The sequence below is a fragment of the Amycolatopsis umgeniensis genome (assembly GCF_014205155.1).
Lineage (GTDB): Bacteria > Actinomycetota > Actinomycetes > Mycobacteriales > Pseudonocardiaceae > Amycolatopsis > Amycolatopsis umgeniensis.
Genome location: NZ_JACHMX010000001.1, coordinates 2,569,254 through 2,586,773, shown reverse-complemented (window position 1 = coordinate 2,586,773; position 17,520 = coordinate 2,569,254). Strand labels below are relative to the sequence as shown.

The following is a 17,520-nucleotide window of genomic DNA, read 5'->3' as shown; positions in this document are numbered from 1 at the left end:
CTTTGCCGGTACAGCTGGACATCGACGAACTGGTCGGTCGCGCGCGGGACGGCGTCCCCCGCGCGATCGCCCGGTTGCTGTCGCTGGTCGAGGACGCGCATCCGCGGTTGCCCGAGGTCGCGGCGAAGCTGACGCCGCACACCGGCAACGCGCGTGTCGTGGGGTTGACCGGCCCGCCCGGTGTCGGTAAGTCGACATCGACGTCCGCGCTGCTCACGGCTCTGCGGGCGCAGGGACTGCGGGTCGGGGTGCTGGCGATCGACCCGTCGTCGCCGTTCTCCGGCGGCGCGCTGCTCGGCGACCGGATCCGGATGACCGAGCACGCCACCGATCCCGGCGTGTTCATCCGCTCGATGGCCACACGCGGGCATCTCGGCGGTTTGTCGTGGGCGACCCCGCAGGCGGTCCGCGTCCTCGACGCGGCCGGGTTCGACGTCGTCCTGATCGAGACCGTCGGGGTCGGGCAGTCCGAAGTGGACGTCGTGAAACTGGCCGACACCACGGTGGTCCTGCTCGCGCCCGGGATGGGCGACGGGATCCAGGCGGCCAAGGCGGGCGTGCTGGAGATCGCGGACGTGTTCGTGGTCAACAAGGCCGACCGCGAGGGCGCGGACGCGACCGTCCACGACCTCAAGCAGATGATCTCCTTGGTACGCCGGGAGATCCGAGGCCCCAGTTGGCGTCAGCCGATCGTGCGAACGGTGGCCTCGCGCGGCGAGGGCGTCGACGACGTCGTCCGCGCGTTGGGCGAACACCACGACTGGCTGGTCCAAAGGGACGAACTGCCCCGGCGCCGCGCGGCACGGGCGCGGGACGAGGTCGAGGCCATCGCCGTCCAGCGGCTGCGCGCCGAGATCGTCGACCTGCGCTCCGGCGACCGGCTCGCCGAATTGGCCGAACGCGTGGTGGCGCGGAAGCTCGACCCGTTCGCGGCGGCCGGGGAATTGATCGCGGACCTTCGGGACTCGTGAGTGGTAAGGACTCGCCGATCCGGGCCGTCGTGAGGGTCGCGCCGGCCAGTCCGGTTGTCGCGAAAGCCACTTTCGCGACGTCTGGTGTCCCGAAAGTGGCTTTCGCGACACGGCCGCGGGGCATCACGCACTTGCGATCACTCGCACGCGGAGTCCAGTAGGTACCCAAGACACCCTTGGCTCTAACCGTCCTTACCACTCACGAGGCTCGGTCAGAGGATTTCGATGACGCGGACCTTCGGCGGACGATTCGGGAAACTGATATCGGTCCACCGGTTGATTCTCACGTCAGCGCCATTGCTGTCGTAGTACATCAGGTCGTTGTTACCGGTGTAGATCCTGTCGATCCACCACCCGCCGAAGCTGATCCTCCCGCGGTTGGCGTAGCAGTCGACGCTGCTGCTCCCGCCGAGGTGCGACCAGATCTTCAGGAAGTTCTCCCCGTCCCGGCAGGGGATGTGGTCGATGGCGAAAGACGTCCCTGTCGGCACGAGCATGCTGAACGTGGCGGCAGCGGCGGCCGCCACGGCCAGGACGCGCCGGGCCCTCTTCTTGCTCGAGATCACGGAATTCTCCTTTAGTGAAGGGAAAAGGAGTGCGCTTTCGAGCATCGCGATCAAAGGTGGCCGGTGTCAATTTCCCGGGTGCGTTGGGACAGCCAAGTCTGGCCGTCCGTGCAGCGGTCAGAATTCGACGTACATCTTGATGTCGCCGAAGTCGCTGTCGAGATTGTCCAAATGGCCGATCGCGTCCTCTTTCCAGACCTCGAGCTGGTTGGTCTCGCCGTAGGTGAGCTGTTCGCCGTCGGCGACCTTGTTGGCGTAGTTCGTGATCGTGACGGTCTGCCCCCGGCAGAACTCGACGCGCTCCAGGAACCTGTCCGCCATGTCGGGATCGAAGACGCGGCCCATCCGGACGTAGCCGTTGTTGATGTGCTCCTCGCAGTAGAAGTGCGCGGCGGCCGAGGCGATCCACTCGGTCAGCGACGGTTCGGTCGGCGGCCACTTCTCCCGGACGTTCGACTTGATCTCCCTGGCGAGGCGGATGACCCGGCGCCGTTCGAGGTCGGTCAGCCCGTCCTCCTTGCGGAAGTCGAGGATCATGTCGTCGACGATCTTGGCGAGTCTCAGGACGCGCGGCTTGTCGAGTTCGGCAGGCTTGTCCGGCGGCTGCCCGGCCATGACCCTCTCGTGCACCAGGACGTACTGCGTGTACGCGTAGAGGAAGGTCAGCGCGTTCAGCTGCCACTGGTGTCGTTCGGCGATCTCCACGGATCCGACCCTAACCGCGGACCTACTTCCGGACCTGTGTGAGCGGTGGGGATTCACCCTATGCTCTCCTCTTCGTCCACGGCTGGGAGGCAGGAACCGTGCAGAGGATCGCGAAAGTCTTTGTGGCTGTGCTGGGCGCCGGGCTGATGCTCGCGGCCGGTACCGGAACGGCGTCCGCGGAGACCGTTCCCTCGAAGGTCACCAAGGGTCCGTGCCAGTACACGCAGACACCGGAGGACCCGGCCGCGCGGCCGGTCCCGCTGCCGCCGGACCCCCGTCGCACGCCGAACCGGGGCAAGGTGCCGGTGCAGTTGAAGACCAATCAGGGCAAGATCGATCTGACCCTCGATCGGGCGAAGGCGCCGTGCACGGTGCAGAGCTTCCTGCACCTCGCGACGCACCGCTTCTACGATCGCACGACCTGCCACCGGCTGACCGCGTACCCGACGTTGAAGGTGCTGCAGTGCGGTGACCCGAGCGGCACCGGTGAGAAGGGGCCCGGCTACAAGTACAAGGACGAGCTGCCCGTCGGCCTGCCGCCCGCGCCGACCGATCCGACCGGCGAGCGCAAGGTGTACTCGCGCGGCGTCCTCGCGATGGCCAACGCGGGACCGGCGACGAACGGGAGCCAGTTCTTCGTCGTGTACGGCGACTCCGCGCTGCGCCCGAACTACACGATCTTCGGCACCGTCGGCCGCGATGGCCTCGAAACCCTCGACGACGTCGCCGCGGGCGGCATCAAGCCGACCCCGGAGAACCCCGCTCCGGTCGACGGCGCCCCCGTCCTGAAGACCGACATCCTCCGGGCGCGCCCCTGGTTCTGCTGACCCCGGTCGCGTTCAGTCCTCTGGATGCGGTGGTTCGCACAACGAACTACCGCATTCAGAGGACTGAAAGCGGGGTCAGGTGACTTCGAAGATGGCCTCGCGCAGGGCCTGGGTGGCGCCGCCGAAAGCGTGCTTCGCGGCGGCGCCGTACCCGATGATGAGCCCCTCACGCTGGGGCTCGCCGATCCAGTAGCCGCTGAGCCCTTCGAGCCCGATCGCGCGACGGCGGCAGGCGGCCATCACCTCCATCTCCCGGGGCATCTCACCCGGAAACTGGAGTACCAGATGCAGTCCCGCCGAGATGCCCTGCGGCAGCACGGAATCCGGTAAGGCCGCGAGCAGCCGGTCCCGCCGGGAGCGGTACTCGGCGCGGCAGCGGCGGATGTGCTGGTCGTAGGCGCCCGATTCGATCAGTTCGGCCATCGCGAGCTGGTCCAGCAGCGCGGGCCGGGCGCCGCTCGCGACCATCTCCGCGCGCACCGGTTCGACCAGGAACCGCGGCAGCACCATCCAGCCCAGGCGCAACGCCGGCGCGAGCGTCTTGCTCGTCGTACCCACGTACACGACCCGTTCGGGTGCCAGCGCCTGCAGCGCGCCGACCTGCTGGTGGTCGAACCGGAACTCGCCGTCGTAGTCGTCCTCGATGACGACGGCGCCGGTCTCCTCCGCCCATCGGGTGAGTTCCGCCCGCCGCCGAGGGGCGAGCGTGACGCCGAGCGGGTACTGGTGCGCCGGGGTGACCACCACCGCCGGGCTGTCCAAAGCGGACACTTCGATTCCGTGGTCGTCAACGGGGACGCCGACCACGTGCGGGCCGTTGGCCGCGGCGATGTTCCGGTAGAGATGCAGTGACGGGTTCTCGAACGCGATCTCGTCCGCGCCGCGCGCGTGCAGCACCCGCGCCAGGATCGCCATCGCGTGCGAGAACCCGGCGCACACCAGGATGCGCTCGGGATCGGCGACCACGCCGCGGCTCCTGGCCAGATACGCGGCGAGCGTCTCGCGCAGTTCCGCCGCGCCGGATTCGGCCGGGTAGTCGAACGCCGACGCGGGTGCCCGGTGCAGGGCCCGCCGGGTCGCCGCGAGCCAAGCCGCCCGGGGGAACGCGGACAGGTTCGGCCTTCCGGGGCGCAGGTCCCAGCGCGGCGCCGGATCACGGGGGACGGGCCTCGGTGGCGACGCGGGCAGCGCGCCCGCCGTCGCGACCCGGGTCGGGGCGCCCTGCGTGGTCCGCAAGTACCCCTCGGCCGCGAGATCGGCGTAGACGCGGGTGACCGTTCCCCTGGCGACCCCGAGATCCTGCGCCAAAGCCCTGGTCGAGGGCACCGCGGCGCCCGGCTGCCAGCGTCCCTCCCGGATGGCCGCGCGGATCGCGGCCGCGAGCCCGGTCCGGCCGCTTTCGGGGCGCCAGTCCAGGTGGACGTCCATTCCCGAACTGGACCATGATTCTGCCATGTGACTGGACCATACCCGTGGGCCAGTTGGCGCTAGATTCGAAGTCATGACAGAGCGAATCCACCTGGGCAAACGAGTGCCCGAGATCTACCAGGCCATGGCGAAGCTGCAGGCCGAAGTCGAGAAGGCCGCCGCGAACGCCGGCGTCGAGCAGAAGCTCCTCGAACTGGTGAAGATGCGCGCGTCGCAGATCAACCACTGCGCCTTCTGTCTCGACATGCACTCCCACGACGCGGTGCAGCAGGGTGAGTCGCCGAGGCGGCTGTACGTGCTCGAGGGCTGGCGCGAGACCGAGCTCTTCAACGAGCAGGAGCGCGCCGCGCTGGCGCTCACCGAGGCGATGACCAACGTCGCCACCCTCCACGACGTCCCGGACGACGTCTACGACGAGGCGACCCGTGTCTTCGACGAGGCGCAGTACCGCGCGGTCGCGTGGGAGATCATCGCGATCAACAGCTGGAACCGGATGTGCGTGACCAGCCACGCGCCGCTGCCCGAGCGCGCGGAATGAGCTCGGCACGACTGCGGGAACTGCACGTCGCGGGTACGCCGCTGCTCCTGCCGAACGCGTGGGACGCCGACAGCGCCCGCCTCGTGGAAGCCGCCGGTTTCCCCGTCGTGGCGACGAGTTCCTTCGCCATCGCCAAGGTGCTCGGGTACGACGACGGGGAAGACGCACCCGCCGCCGAAATGTTCGCCGCGGCCGCCAGGATCGCGCGGGCTGTCTCGGTTCCGGTGACAGTCGACGCCGAAGGCGGTTACGGGCTCGAAGCGGGAGAACTCGCGGAGAGGCTGGCCGAGGCGGGTGCCGTCGGCTGCAACTACGAGGACACCGATCACGTGGCCGGCGGACTTCGTGCGTTGGAGGCGCAGGCGGAGCGGATCGCTCGGCTGCACGAGGCCGCCGGGGACGCGCTGGTGATCAACGCCCGCGTCGACGTCTTCCTGGGCGCGTCCGATGAGCGGGCGGTTCTCGACGACGCCGTCGCGCGGGCCAAGGCCTATCTCGAGGCCGGGGCGGACTGCGTCTATCCGATCCTGGTGAAGTCGCCGGAGGTGCTCGGCGAGTTCGTGAAGGCCGTCGCGCCGGGTGCGGTCAACGCCGCTCCGCTGCCGGGAGGCCCCGATCTCTCCGCGCTCGCCGAACTGGGGGTGGCGCGGATCTCGCTGGGTACCGGGCTGTGGAAGGCCGTTCGCGCGGACATCGAGGCGAAACTGGCCGGGGTGGCGGCGGGGAAGCTGCCTTACTGAGAACCGGGACGGTGCGGCCGGGGGCGTTGGATGCCGGCCGCACCGTCCCGGCGACTAGTGGGAGACCGCCTTCTCGGCGCCCGCGCCGGTGAGGGAGCGGACCTCCATTTCGGCGTACTTCTTCTGGTTGTGTTCCTTGGACAGCACGGTGCCGAGCCAGCCGAGGAAGAACGCGACCGGGATCGAGACGATGCCGGGGTTGTCGAGCGGGAACCAGTGGAAGTCGAGGCCTTGGATCATCGAGGCGCTCTTCCCGGTCTTGGCGTCGACGGGCTTACCCGAGACCGCCGGTGAGAACACGATCAGCAGTACGCAGACCGCGAGACCGCCGTAGATGCTCCACAACGCGCCCTGGGTGTTGAAGCGCTTCCAGAACAGCGAGTACAGGATCGTCGGCAGGTTCGCCGACGCCGCCACCGCGAACGCCAGCGCCACGAGGAAAGCGATGTTCTGGCCGTTGGCGAGGATGCCGCCGAGGATCGCGACGGCCCCGATCACCAGCGCGGTGATCCGGGCGACCTTCACCTCGGAAGCCGGTGACGCCTTGCCCTTCTTGATCACGTTGGCGTAGACGTCATGCGCGAACGACGCCGACGCGGTGATCGTCAGCCCCGCGACCACGGCGAGGATCGTCGCGAAGGCGATCGCCGCGATCAGGCCCAGCAGGACCGGTCCGCCGAGTTCCAGTGCCAGCAGCGGGGCGGCCGAGTTCACGCCGCCCGGCGCTGCCTTGATCTTGTCCGCGCCGACGAGCGCACCGGCGCCGTAGCCGAGCACCAGGGTGAACAGGTAGAAGACGCCGATCAGCGCGATCGCCCACACCACGGAACGACGGGCTTCCTTCGCTGTCGGCACGGTGTAGAAGCGCATCAACACGTGCGGCAGGCCCGCGGTACCGAGCACCAGCGCGATGCCGAGCGACAGGAAGTCCAGCTTCGTGGTGCCGGTCTTGCCGTACTGGTTGCCCGGCCCGAGCAGCGCTTCACCGGCCTTGCCCGCCTTGTCCACGGCGCCCTGCAGCAGCGCGGAAAGGTTGAAGCCGTACATGCCGAGCACCCACAGCGTCATCGCGAGCGCGCCCGCGATCAGCAGCGCCGCCTTGATGATCTGGACCCAGGTGGTGCCCTTCATGCCGCCGATGAGCACGTAGGCGATCATGATGATGCCGACGATCACGATGATCGCGGCCTGCCCGGCTTTGCTCTCGATCCCGAGCAGCAGCGCGACGAGGCCACCGGCACCCGCCATCTGCGCCAGCAGGTAGAAGAACGAGACGGCGAGGGTGGACGTCGCCGCCGCGGCCCGCACCGGACGCTGCTTCATCCGGAAGGCCAGCACGTCGCCCATGGTGAATTTGCCGGTGTTGCGCAGCAGTTCCGCGACCAGCAGCAGCGCGATCAGCCACGCCACCAGGAAGCCGATGGAGTAAAGGAAACCGTCGTAACCGTAAACGGCGATCGCACCCGCGATCCCGAGGAACGACGCGGCGGAGAGGTAGTCGCCCGCGATGGCGACGCCGTTCTGCGGACCGGTGAACGCGCGGCCCGCGGCGTAGTAGTCCGAAGCCGTCTTCGTGTTGCGGCTGGCGCGGAACACGACGAACAGGGTGACCAGCACGAAGAGACCGAAGATGGTGATGTTGAGTGTGGGGCTGCTGCCCTCGACTCCGGCGGCGAGGGTCATTTGGTCTCACTCTCGATGTCCGTGCGGATCTTTTCCGCGAGGGGGTCGAGTTTCTTGTTCGCGTAGCGGACGTAGAGCCCGGTGATCACGAAGGTCGAAACGAACTGCAGCAGGCCGAAGACGAGGCCGACGGTGATGTTGCCGAACAGCTTCGTGCTCATGAAGCCGTGCGCGTAATCGGCGAGCAGCACGTAAAGCAGGTACCAGACGAGGAACAGCGCCGAGACGGGGAACACGAACCGGCGCAGCCGCGAACGCAACTCCTTGAACTCGGGGCTGTCGTGGGCTTTGTCCCAGTCCGTCTCAGGCGGACTGGGAGTGTCCGTTTCGGTGCTCATCGTGCTCTCCTCGCGCCGCGAATGTGTTCCGCGACACGTTAGGGAGGGGGCATGGGGACCGGAACCTTCAGCGGTTCAAACGCCTGCCGAGACGACGAACGGTCGACGAACGGTACTCGGACCACGACGAAGGGGTCTCGGCTGTGCGATCGTCCAGATGCAGCCGCAACATGGCGGCCGTCGACCAGGCGGGAGGCCTGCCCCGCAAGGAAACCACGATCATTACGCCGAATGCCAGCGGAACCGACCACGGTGCGGGCTGGGACACCAGGATGGCGGGCAGACCGCTCAACGTCGGCGCGAACAGCGCGACGAGGATCGAGCCCGAAGACGCGACGAGTCCGGTGAGGACACCGCTGATCGCACCCGCCGCGGTGAGCCGGTTCCACCAGATACCGAGGACCAGCAAGGGGCAGAACGTCGACGCGGCCACGGTGAACCCCCAGGTGACGAGGACGCCGGCGTCCAATCTGGCCGAGGGCAGCGCGAGCAGGACCATCACCGCCGCGGCCCCGAGCACCGACCATCGCAGTCTTCGCAGGCCGCCTGGCGCCAGGTCGTGCGCGATCGCGCCGGAGATCACCAGCAGCAGGCCGAGCGACGTCGCCAGGAACGCGGCGAACGCGCCCGCCGTCAGCAGCCCGGTGAACAGCGACCCCGCCCAGCCGTCGTCGACCTGCGCCGGCAGCGCGACGACGACGGTGTCCGTCGCGCCGGAGACGTACAGTTCGGGCACCAGCACCCGGCCGAGGACACCGTAAACCCCTGGGAACAGGTAGAAAACGCCGAGCAGGGCGACGGTGATCGCCGCGGTCCGGCGGGCGGCGCGGCCGTCCGGGCTGGTGTGGAAGCGCATCAGGACATGCGGCAGGCCCATGGTGCCGAGCATGGTCGCGATCAGGATCGCCCACGTGCCGAGCAGCGGATAGCCGTGATCGCCGAGGTCGAGCAGCGGCCGTTGCCAGTCCGGCCCGCCCAGCGGGGCGCCGCCCCGGACGGCGGGAACCGGGGTGCCCGCCGCGAATTCCAGCGACTCCCCGCTCCTGGCCACCAGCTCTCCCGGTGGCACGACCCGCTTTTCCGGGCTGAGCAGGGTGGTCGGCTCGCGCAGGGTCAGCGTCACGTCGATCTCGAACGAAAGCTCGGTGTCGCGGGCGAAGTGGGTGAATTCCACTGGGTGCACCGAAGCCGACCGTTCCTCTGGCGAGACCTGGGCGACCAGCCAGATCGCGGGGACGATGAACAGCAGCAGTTTCAGCACGAACTGGAAAGCCTGGACGTAGGTCGCCGCGCGCATCCCGCCGAGCGCCAGCGTCGCACTGACGGCGGTGCCCGCGATGACGACGCCCACCCAGTACGGCGTGCCGCCGACCGCTGTCAGCACGAGCCCCGCCGTCCGGAATTGCGGTACCAGGTAAAGGGTTCCGATCACGAGGACGACGAAAGCGGCGAGGCGGCGCAGGGCGGGGGAGGCGAGCCGGGCTTCGGCGAAGTCCGGGACGGTGAGCGCGCCGGAGCGCCGCATCGGCGCCGCGACGAGCACCAGCATCGCGATGTACCCGGCGGTGAACCCGACCGGATACCAGAGCGCGCCGATGCCGTCCTTCACCACCAGCCCGGCGACACCGAGGAACGACGCCGCGGACAGGTACTCGCCCGAGACGGCGGCGGAGTTGACCAGCGGCGAGATCCGGCGCGAGGCGACGAGGAAATCCGACGTCGTGCGCATGGCGGCGACACCGCGCAAGCCGATCAGCAGGGTGATCAGCACGACGGGGGCCACCGAGAGTGCCGCGACCACTAGTCGTCCTCGATCTTTTCCGCCCGGCGCAACTGCCACCACGAAAGCAGCGCCATGGCCGGATACGGGAGGACGGCGATCATCAGCCAGGACAGCGGGATACCGAACAGCCGCACCGAATCCAGCCCGGGGAACAGCCCGAACACCAGCGGGAGCCCGAACACCAGGCCGAACATCCCGGCCAGCGCGGGCAGCCCGCGACGGCGCTGGGCCCGGTACAGCAGGTCCGCGCGTTCGGCGTCGCCCGCCGCCAGCCGGGGGACACGCCAGCGTCCGCGCGACCGGCGCCGCGAATGCGCGAGCCGGGTCTGCGGGCTGGTGACGGCGACCCGTTTGACGCGGCTCACGGGCGGCTTCCCCGGCCGAGTTCCCCGCGTTGCGCGGCGGCGAGCAGCCTGTCACGCAGGTCTCGCGCGTGGCGGCGGCTCACCGGGACGTCTCCGGCCTCGGTATGTGCCAGGAGCCCGCCGGTGGTGTCGCTGCGCAGTTCGAGCACCGCGTCGACGGCGAGCAGGAAGCCCCGGTGCACCCGGGTGAAACCCGTTCCCTCCCAATACTCTTCGAGCCGGGAGATGGGCATCCGCGTGACGTGGACGCCGGATTTCGTGTGCAGCCGGACGTAGTCGCCGTGCGCCTCGACGAACTGCACGTCGTCGCGCCGGACGTAGCGCGTCCGCCCGCCGGATTCCACCGGCAGCGCGGACATCGCGTCCGGCGCGGGCCGTGGTTCGTCGGCCTGGTTGCCCGCCATCCTGACCACTTTGGACAGTGCGGCGGACAGCCGTTCCGCGCGGACCGGTTTGAGCAGGTAGTCGACGGCGCCGATGCCGTACGCGGCGACGGCGTGACCGTCGTGCGCGGTGACGAACACGATCACCGGCGGTTCGTTGAGCCGCGCCAGCAGCGAGGCGAGCTCGAGCCCGTCTAGGCCGGGCATGGAGATGTCGAGGAAGACGGCGTCGAAATGACTGCCCTGCAACAGCTTGAGCGCGTTCAACGCGTCACCGGCCGCGACCACCTCGGCGACTTCCGGTGCCTCGCGCAGCAGGCTGCACAGCTCGTCGAGGGCTGGCGGGACGTCGTCGACCGCCAGCACCCGGAGACCGTTCGTCACGGCAGCACCCCCGGCTGGAAACGGGGCACGCGCACCACGACCCTGGTGCCCGCGCCGGACTCGGTCTCGACCGTCAGGCCGTACCAGGGCCCGTAGACGCTGCGCAGCCTTCTGTCCACATTGGCCAGTCCGACGCCGTCGCCGCGTCCCGACAGGATCGCCGCCGCACGCGCGGGGTCCATGCCGGGACCGTCGTCCTCGACGCTGATCACGCAGTCGTTCCCTTCCGCCATTCCCTGCACCTGGATGAACCCAGCCTCGGAGCGAGGTTCGATCCCGTGCCGGATCGCGTTCTCCACCAACGGTTCCAGTACGAGATACGGCACCGCGACGGCCAGCACCTCCGGCGCAACGCGCACCTGCACCCGCAGCCGTTCGCCGAGCACCGCGCGCTGCAGCGCCAGATAGGTCTCGATGGCGCGGAACTCCTCGGCGACCATCGTGTACTCGCCGTGCCGGGCGAGGCTGTAGCGGGTGTACTCGGCGAAGTCGAGCATCAGATCGCGCGCGCGATCCGGATCGGAGCGGACCAGCGAGGAGATCACGGTGAGCGCGTTGTAGACGAAATGCGGGGAGATCTCGGCCCGCAGCGCGCGCAGTTCCGCCTCCGCGGCCTGCTCGGCCGACGCCTCCAGCCTCCCGCGCTCGAGCGCGTGGACGACGAGCTCGGCGGCCTGGCGCGCGAGGGTGTTCGTCCCGCCCGCGACCAGGAGGACACCGGACAGTTCTTCGTGGACGTGGAGCGGCATCGCCAGCAGACCGGGTTCGGACACCGGTGTCTCGGAGTGGAGGACCTCGTCGAGCGCGGAGGCGACGACGTCGTCGGCCGCCGGGCGACCGGACCAGATGAGCGAACCGGAGAGGTCGGTGAGCCCGAGGCCGGGGACCTCGAACAGCCTGCGGAGGCCGTGCGCCGCGTGGCGGGCGCGGGGCCCGGCGAGGCCGTCCATGAGATCGTCGGAGGCACGCTGGGCGGCGGCGAGCACCGGCACCGGATCCGCGCTCGCGGCGGGACGCCAGGGCAGACGGGTGGTCATCCGGCCTCCTCCGCGACGTCGAGGACTGGATCCTAACGTCGGTGCGTGGTTTCGGCGGTTACGCTCCGGACATGGTCTCCGGTGATGCGGTGGTGCTGCGCCTGGACGTCGTGACGCGCCGGCTCGCGCTGGTCGGTTTCGTCGTCTTCGGTGGAGGCGGCGTGGTGGCCGTCGTCGTGTCGCTGGCCAGGTCTTCGTACGGGGTGGTGTTCGGGCTGCTCAGCGTGGCTTTCGCGGGGCTGATCCTGCTCGGCCTGCGCCGCTCGGCCGCCTCTCTGGTGATTTCCGCTTCGGGGCTCTCGGTGCCGGGCGTTTTCGAGGTCCGGTGGACCGAGGTGACGCGGCTGCGGGTGTGGCGCGAGAAGCGGCGGGTGGGGCGGTGGATGCACTGGTGGCACTACCGGCTGTCGTGGTCCGGCGCCGGGCCCGAGGTCTTGCTGGAGGACGGCGAGTACGGGTACGCGCTGGGGCATCTGGGCGGTGGGGCGCGGCTGTACGGGGCTCTCACGCTCTTCGCGCCCGCTGGAGTGGTCGAGTTCGCTGAATGAGGCCCGCTCCCAATGTGGCATTGGGGACGCTCAACGCCCCCAATGCCACATTGGAGCCATCGACTCCCTTCGGATCAGTCCCGTCAGCAGCTCTGCTTGTAGAAGTACTGCGCGTTCGCGTCCATGTTCGCCTTGGTGATGGAGTGCAGGGAGGCGGTCAGGTTGCGGGTGACCGGCTTGCCCTCCAGCGCGGCGATGGCCTGCTGGACACCCTGCTGCCCGATGGCGGCCGGGTCCTGCGCGATGAGGCCCTGGTACTCGCCCTTCTTCAGCCCCTCGATCTCCGACGGCGAAGCGTCGAAGCCGATCAGGTTGACCGCGCCGATCTTGCCCGCGTTCCGCAGGCCGGTCGCCGCGCCCTCACCGGTGTTGAGGTTCGTCGCGAAGATGCCGATCAGGTCCGGGGTGGACGCCAGCGCGGCGGTCACCTTGGACGCGGCCTGGTCCGGCTCGTTCTGGGTGAACTGCACGCCTGCCGACTTCAGGTTCGGGTAGTTCTTCAGCTCGTCTTCGAAACCCTTCGCGCGGGTGTTCGTGGTCGAGGTGCCCGCGATGGTGTCGAGCACCAGCACCGAACCGGTCTTGCCCGCGGCCAGCTCCGACATCGTCTTGGCGGCCAGCTTGCCGCCCTCGGCGTTGTCCGAGGAGATCGACGACTCCGCCACGCTGGTGTCCTTCAGCGCGGTGTCGACCTCGATGATCTTGGCGCCGCTGGTCTTGACCTGCTGGATCGGCGCGAGCATCGCCTGCGCGTCGGTCGGCGCGATGAGCAGCGCGGCGGGCGGTTTGGAGCCGAGCGCGTTGACGAGCTGGGTCTGCATGACCGCGTCGAACTTCTGCGGCGCCTGCGTGGTGAGCTCGTAGCCGGACTTCTTGGCCTCGGCTTCGGCACCGCACTGCATCGAGATGTAGAACGGCTCGGCCTGTACGCCCGGGATCAGCGACAGCTTCTTGTTGTTGGTCTTGGCGGCGGAGTCACCGGAGGACGATCCGCCGACCGTGCCGCCGCCGCAGGCGGTCAGCAACGCGGCGGCGGACAGGACGGCACCGGTGACGAGCAAGGTCTTCTTCATGGGGAGAGCACCTCTTTGTGCGTAGGGAATTCAGCGAGAGTTGCGGCGACGACGGCGCCGCTGGTCGAACCAGACCGCGGCGATCAGCACCGCGCCGACCGCGATCATCTGCCAGAAGTCCTGGACCTGCGTGATGTTGAAGCCCTTCTTCAGCACGGCCGGGATGAACACGCCGATCACCGTGCCCAGCACCGAACCGACACCGCCGAAGAGACTCGTGCCGCCCATCACCGTGGCGGCGATGGCGTTGAGGTTGTCGGTGGTGTGCGCCGAAATGGTCGTCGACGCGTAGTACGCCAGCGACAGGAACCCGGCGACACCGGCGAGGAAACCGGTGAGCGTGTACACCTTCAGCAGATGCGCGGTCACCCCGATGCCCGCCCGGCGCGCGCCCTCGGCGTTGGAGCCGACGGCGAAGGTGTAGCGGCCGAATTTGGTGGTGTGCAACAGCCAGGCGCCGATCAGCGTGATCACCACGGCCACCAGGACCAGGTTCGGCACGCCGCCGAACGACGTCCCGTAGCCGAGCGTCTTGTTGAGCTCGGTCGGCACGCTGCGCACGTCGGACCCGTTGTTCAGCAGGTACGCGGCGCCGAGCGCGGCACCCATCGTGCCGAGCGTGACGATCAGCGGCGGGATGTTCGCCACCGCGATCAGGAAACCGTTGATGAGCCCCCAAACCGTGCCCGCGACCACCGCCGCGAGGAGCCCGACGAGGATGACGTCCCAGCCGGCCTTGGTCGCGTCGCCGTCCGGGCTCATCGCCTCCATCGTCTTACCGGCCACCATGCCCGCGAAGATCAGCACGGAACCGACCGAGAGGTCGATGCCCGAGGTGATGATCACGAACGTCATGCCGACCGAGAGCACCAGCAGCACCGAGGTCTCGATGAGCAGGGTCTGGAAGGTGAACAGCGTCGCGAATTCGGCGGGCGCGATCGCGGTGAACACGATGATGAGCGCCAGCAGCACCAGCGCGATCCAGAACGTGTTGGCCCCGATCAGCCGCTGACCGAGTGACCGCTTGCCGAAGCCCCCGTCCACGGAGGTCTGGATTTCGGGGTCCTTCTTCGCCTGAGTGGACACGGTCACGCCGCCTCCTCCTGTACTAGGGCGCCCGTCATCGCGGCGACCAGGTCTTCCAGTTTCGTGTCGGCGCCGGTGAACCTGGCGACGCGCTTGCCGAGCCGCAGCACCTCGATGCGGTCGGAAACCGACAGCACCTCGGGCATGTTGTGGCTGATCAGCACGACGGCGATGCCCTTGTCCCGCACCTTCTTGATCACGTCGAGCACGCGTTCGCGCTGCACGACGCCGAGCGCGGCCGTCGGCTCGTCCATGAACACGACCTTCGAAGCCCAGACGACCGACCGCGCGACGGCGACGCTTTGCCGCTGCCCGCCCGAAAGCGAGCCGATCGGCACGTCGGTGCTCTGCAGGGTCACGCCGAGCCGCTGGAACTCCTCGACGGCCTGGCGGCGCATCTCGGCCTTGTCGAGCATGCCCAGCTTGCCGAGGATCCCCTTGCGGTGGATCTCCCTGCCGAGGAACAGGTTCGCGGCCGGGTCGAGTTCCGGCGCCACCGCGAGGTCCTGGTACACCGTCTCGATCCCCATCCGACGGGCGGTGGTCGGAGAGTCCAGATGTGTTTCCTCGCCGTCGAGCAGGATCTTGCCCGAAGTCGGCTGCTCCGCGCCGGACAGGCATTTGACCAAAGTGGACTTCCCGGCGCCGTTGTCGCCGATCAGCGCGGTGACCTCGCCCGCCCGCGCCTGGAACGACGCGCCGCGCAGCGCTTCCACCGAGCCGTACCGTTTGACCAGGTCCTGTGCGTCGAGCAGGAGTTCGCTCACGACCGCTCCCTCTTCTCCGGTGCCGGCGGCCTGCAGCGGATGACCGTGACGTCGCCCTCCACGGTCGACTGACCGGCGTCGTGCGGGATCACATAGGTCTCGCCCTTGACCAAGGCGTACTCGCCGCCGTGTTCGGTGCGGAGCGTTCCCGAACCGTCCATGACGACCAGCACCGCGAAGGACGGGTCGAGTGACAACGTTGTCGGCCTGCCCGAAACAGCGGGACGGAGCTGATCGGCACGGAAGAACGCGTCACTGCCGTCGGCGAGAAGATCCACAGTGGACGCTTCGTCGCCCGCGGTGCGCTTGACGATCGAGCCGAGCCGTTCTTCGTCCCAGCCCGAGGTGTCCAGCGTTTCGATGGCCGTCTCGAAGCCGATCCCGAGGTGCGCCTTCTCCGGGTTCGCCAGGAAGTCGCGCCATTCGAGGGTCAGCGAGAAGTCGGTCGGCTGCTGGAGTTCGACGACGAACACGCCTTCGCCGATCGCGTGCGGCAGGCCTGCCGGGATGTAGACCGTGTCGCCGGGCGTGACCGCGACACTGTTCAGCGCCTCGAGCATGGCGGGCGCGTCCTGGGAACGGGCCCATTCGTTGACCGTCGCTTTGTCGACAGTCTCCTGGAAACCGGGGTACACGCGCGGGTCTTCGCCGTAGGTGCCGACCACGATCCACGCCTCGGTCTTGCCGAAGTGCGAATCGAAATGCCGCCGCGCGAACGAATCCGACGGGTGGAAGTGCACCGGCAGGCGCTGGCCCGCGTCGAGCAGCTTCACCAGCAGGCCGGTCGAATCGCCGAGTGCCTCGACGTGCTTGGCGCCGAGCCAGGCGGAAGGGTTCTCACGGACGGCGTCGCGCAGCCAGACTCCGTTGGGCAGCTTGGTCAGGCCGTTGGTCTCCTGGCCGAACATCGTGGTGGCCGAGCCGACCCAGTCTTCGGGTCCGAACTTGGACTCGGAAGTGGCGCCCCGCAACGCGGCGATGGCGTCGCCGCCGCGGTAGAACTGCGGCGGCTGGTTCGCCGGCAGGCGGATCGGTTCGAGGTGACCGCTCATGAAGGGGCGACCTCCCCGGAACCGCGGGCTACGAGATGCACGGGCAGAACTACCTTTCTCGGTGCGGATTGATCTCCCTGGACCCGGGCGAACAGCAGTTCCGCGGCCGCCCGGCCCAATGCGCTCACGTCGTGTGAGATCACGGAGACCGGCGGATCCAGCAGATCCGCCAGTTCGAAGTCGTCGAAACCGATCATCGCGGGACGCCGTTCGGCGTGCGCCAGCGCGCGCAGCAGATGCACGGCGACCCGGTTGTTGCCCGCGATCACGGCGGTGGCCGGGTTCGGCCCGGTGAGCAGCCGTCGCACGGCGTCGCCGACGCCCTCGGCCGTCGGCGTCCGCATCACGACGAGGCTCTCGTCGAAAGGGATCCCGTTGCGGACGCAGCCTTCCCGGAAGCCGCGCAGGCGCTCGCCCGCGGTGAAGATGTCCGGGCTGTCGGCGAGGAACGCGATCCGGCGGTGGCCGTGTTTCACCAGGTGGGCGACCGCTTCGATGGTGCCGCCGATGTTGTCGACCAGCACCGTGTCGGCCACGATGTCGCCGGCGGGCCGGTCGAGGAACACCACGGGCGTACCCGCGCGCATCTCGGGGACCAGGTAGCCGTGCTGCATCCCGGCGGGGACGACGAGGATGCCGTCGACGCGGCGTGAGCAGAACTCGAGGACCAGTTCGCGTTCGCGGTCGGAGTTCTCCTCGGACGAACCGGTCAGCACCTGACGGCCGAACGAGGTCGCGATGCGTTCCACGGCCCGGTTGAGCTCCGAATAGAAGGGGTTCCCGACATCCTCGACGATCAGGCCGATCGTCCCGGTCGTCGAGCCGCGCCGCAGGTTGCGCGCGCCCAGGTTCCGCCGGAACCCGAGCTGCTCGATCGCCGCCATCACGCGCTCCGCGGTGTCCGGATGGACGGCGGGCTCGTCGTTCACGACCCGCGAGACGGTCTTGATGCTCACGCCCGCGAGGCGGGCCACGTCGCTCATCGTGGCCCGTCGGCTGGTGGTGCGGTGGCCGTTGTCCGGTCCGCTGGAAGACAACGTTGTCATAGTGGCGGGAATTGAACGCGAGCGACGCGACGATGTCAATGCCCGGTTCGTCCGGGAGACGCTTTCCGAGGTCGAACCGTTACGACGTCCTCGTGACCGTCCGTGGGCCGGACGGTGTCGGCACCTTCCCCCGATCGGCCCCTTAAAAGTCGGGATCTCTGAGTTACCTTGGTCACATTCCAGCGGGTCCACGGGGGAGG

The 17,520-nt window shown here is 68.8% G+C and carries 19 protein-coding genes; 5 read left to right on the top strand and 14 right to left on the bottom strand.

The genetic code is table 11. The annotated features are described in order from the left end of the window. Positions 1 to 2 precede the first annotated feature (2 nt). Positions 3 to 971, top strand: coding sequence for a methylmalonyl Co-A mutase-associated GTPase MeaB (gene meaB, locus HDA45_RS11680; protein ID WP_184894585.1), 969 nt, complete (start codon positions 3 to 5; stop codon positions 969 to 971). A 212-nt stretch (positions 972 to 1,183) separates the two neighbouring features. Here meaB and HDA45_RS11675 read toward each other — a convergent pair whose 3' ends face one another. Further along, entirely contained in the window at positions 1,184 to 1,537 is a 354-nt protein-coding gene (locus tag HDA45_RS11675; protein WP_184894583.1) for a beta/gamma crystallin domain-containing protein, read from the bottom strand. A gap of 117 nt (positions 1,538 to 1,654) precedes the next feature. Next, entirely contained in the window at positions 1,655 to 2,242 is a 588-nt protein-coding gene (locus tag HDA45_RS11670) for a hypothetical protein (protein WP_184894581.1), read from the bottom strand. 146 nt (positions 2,243 to 2,388) lie between these two features. Between HDA45_RS11670 and HDA45_RS11665 the strand changes: the two genes are divergently transcribed. Next, entirely contained in the window at positions 2,389 to 3,069 is a 681-nt protein-coding gene (locus tag HDA45_RS11665) for a peptidylprolyl isomerase (RefSeq protein ID WP_184905514.1), read from the top strand. A gap of 75 nt (positions 3,070 to 3,144) precedes the next feature. Here HDA45_RS11665 and pdxR read toward each other — a convergent pair whose 3' ends face one another. Beyond that, complete coding sequence (gene pdxR / locus HDA45_RS11660; protein WP_184894579.1) at positions 3,145 to 4,524, bottom strand: MocR-like pyridoxine biosynthesis transcription factor PdxR; 1,380 nt, start codon at positions 4,522 to 4,524, stop codon at positions 3,145 to 3,147. A 46-nt stretch (positions 4,525 to 4,570) separates the two neighbouring features. Between pdxR and HDA45_RS11655 the strand changes: the two genes are divergently transcribed. Beyond that, entirely contained in the window at positions 4,571 to 5,035 is a 465-nt protein-coding gene (locus HDA45_RS11655) for a carboxymuconolactone decarboxylase family protein (protein ID WP_184894577.1), read from the top strand. Then, positions 5,032 to 5,775, top strand: a complete 744-nt coding sequence (locus HDA45_RS11650; protein WP_184894575.1) for an isocitrate lyase/PEP mutase family protein — start codon at positions 5,032 to 5,034, stop codon at positions 5,773 to 5,775. The genes HDA45_RS11655 and HDA45_RS11650 overlap by 4 nt, the downstream gene beginning before the upstream one ends. Positions 5,776 to 5,829: 54 nt before the next feature. Here the strand turns inward: HDA45_RS11650 and HDA45_RS11645 are convergent, their stop codons facing one another. From HDA45_RS11645 to HDA45_RS11620, 6 genes are all read right to left on the bottom strand, one after another. Next, a complete protein-coding gene (locus HDA45_RS11645; RefSeq protein WP_184894573.1) occupies positions 5,830 to 7,458 on the bottom strand; it encodes a solute symporter family protein in 1,629 nt (542 codons plus the stop codon). Beyond that, positions 7,455 to 7,796, bottom strand: a complete 342-nt coding sequence (locus HDA45_RS11640) for a DUF485 domain-containing protein (RefSeq protein ID WP_184894571.1) — start codon at positions 7,794 to 7,796, stop codon at positions 7,455 to 7,457. Before HDA45_RS11640 ends, HDA45_RS11645 begins: the two co-directional genes overlap by 4 nt. A gap of 67 nt (positions 7,797 to 7,863) precedes the next feature. Then, on the bottom strand, positions 7,864 to 9,597 hold the full coding sequence (locus HDA45_RS11635; protein ID WP_184894569.1) for a sodium:solute symporter family transporter: 1,734 nt from the start codon (positions 9,595 to 9,597) through the stop codon (positions 7,864 to 7,866). Further along, positions 9,597 to 9,944: a DUF485 domain-containing protein gene (locus HDA45_RS11630; RefSeq protein ID WP_184894567.1), complete on the bottom strand. Its 348-nt coding sequence runs from the start codon at positions 9,942 to 9,944 to the stop codon at positions 9,597 to 9,599. Before HDA45_RS11630 ends, HDA45_RS11635 begins: the two co-directional genes overlap by 1 nt. Next, positions 9,941 to 10,711, bottom strand: a complete 771-nt coding sequence (locus HDA45_RS11625) for a response regulator (protein ID WP_184894565.1) — start codon at positions 10,709 to 10,711, stop codon at positions 9,941 to 9,943. Before HDA45_RS11625 ends, HDA45_RS11630 begins: the two co-directional genes overlap by 4 nt. Then, complete coding sequence (locus HDA45_RS11620) at positions 10,708 to 11,748, bottom strand: sensor histidine kinase (protein ID WP_184894563.1); 1,041 nt, start codon at positions 11,746 to 11,748, stop codon at positions 10,708 to 10,710. The genes HDA45_RS11625 and HDA45_RS11620 overlap by 4 nt, the downstream gene beginning before the upstream one ends. Positions 11,749 to 11,819: 71 nt before the next feature. Here HDA45_RS11620 and HDA45_RS11615 point away from each other — a divergent pair, with 71 nt between their 5' ends. Next, positions 11,820 to 12,296: a hypothetical protein gene (locus HDA45_RS11615; RefSeq protein WP_221471085.1), complete on the top strand. Its 477-nt coding sequence runs from the start codon at positions 11,820 to 11,822 to the stop codon at positions 12,294 to 12,296. Between the two features lie 83 nt (positions 12,297 to 12,379). Here the strand turns inward: HDA45_RS11615 and HDA45_RS11610 are convergent, their stop codons facing one another. Genes HDA45_RS11610 through HDA45_RS11590 form a run of 5 tightly spaced genes read right to left on the bottom strand, consistent with a single transcriptional unit; the run spans position 12,380 to position 17,257 of the window. Next, positions 12,380 to 13,369, bottom strand: coding sequence for an ABC transporter substrate-binding protein (locus HDA45_RS11610; RefSeq protein WP_184894561.1), 990 nt, complete (start codon positions 13,367 to 13,369; stop codon positions 12,380 to 12,382). Positions 13,370 to 13,399: 30 nt separating this feature from the next. Then, positions 13,400 to 14,461: an ABC transporter permease subunit gene (locus HDA45_RS11605; RefSeq protein ID WP_184894559.1), complete on the bottom strand. Its 1,062-nt coding sequence runs from the start codon at positions 14,459 to 14,461 to the stop codon at positions 13,400 to 13,402. Continuing rightward, complete coding sequence (locus HDA45_RS11600) at positions 14,458 to 15,222, bottom strand: ATP-binding cassette domain-containing protein (RefSeq protein WP_101610056.1); 765 nt, start codon at positions 15,220 to 15,222, stop codon at positions 14,458 to 14,460. The genes HDA45_RS11605 and HDA45_RS11600 overlap by 4 nt, the downstream gene beginning before the upstream one ends. Next, positions 15,219 to 16,274, bottom strand: coding sequence for a class I mannose-6-phosphate isomerase (locus HDA45_RS11595; protein ID WP_184894557.1), 1,056 nt, complete (start codon positions 16,272 to 16,274; stop codon positions 15,219 to 15,221). The genes HDA45_RS11600 and HDA45_RS11595 overlap by 4 nt, the downstream gene beginning before the upstream one ends. Further along, positions 16,271 to 17,257, bottom strand: a complete 987-nt coding sequence (locus HDA45_RS11590; protein WP_184905510.1) for a LacI family DNA-binding transcriptional regulator — start codon at positions 17,255 to 17,257, stop codon at positions 16,271 to 16,273. The genes HDA45_RS11595 and HDA45_RS11590 overlap by 4 nt, the downstream gene beginning before the upstream one ends. Positions 17,258 to 17,520 lie beyond the last annotated feature (263 nt).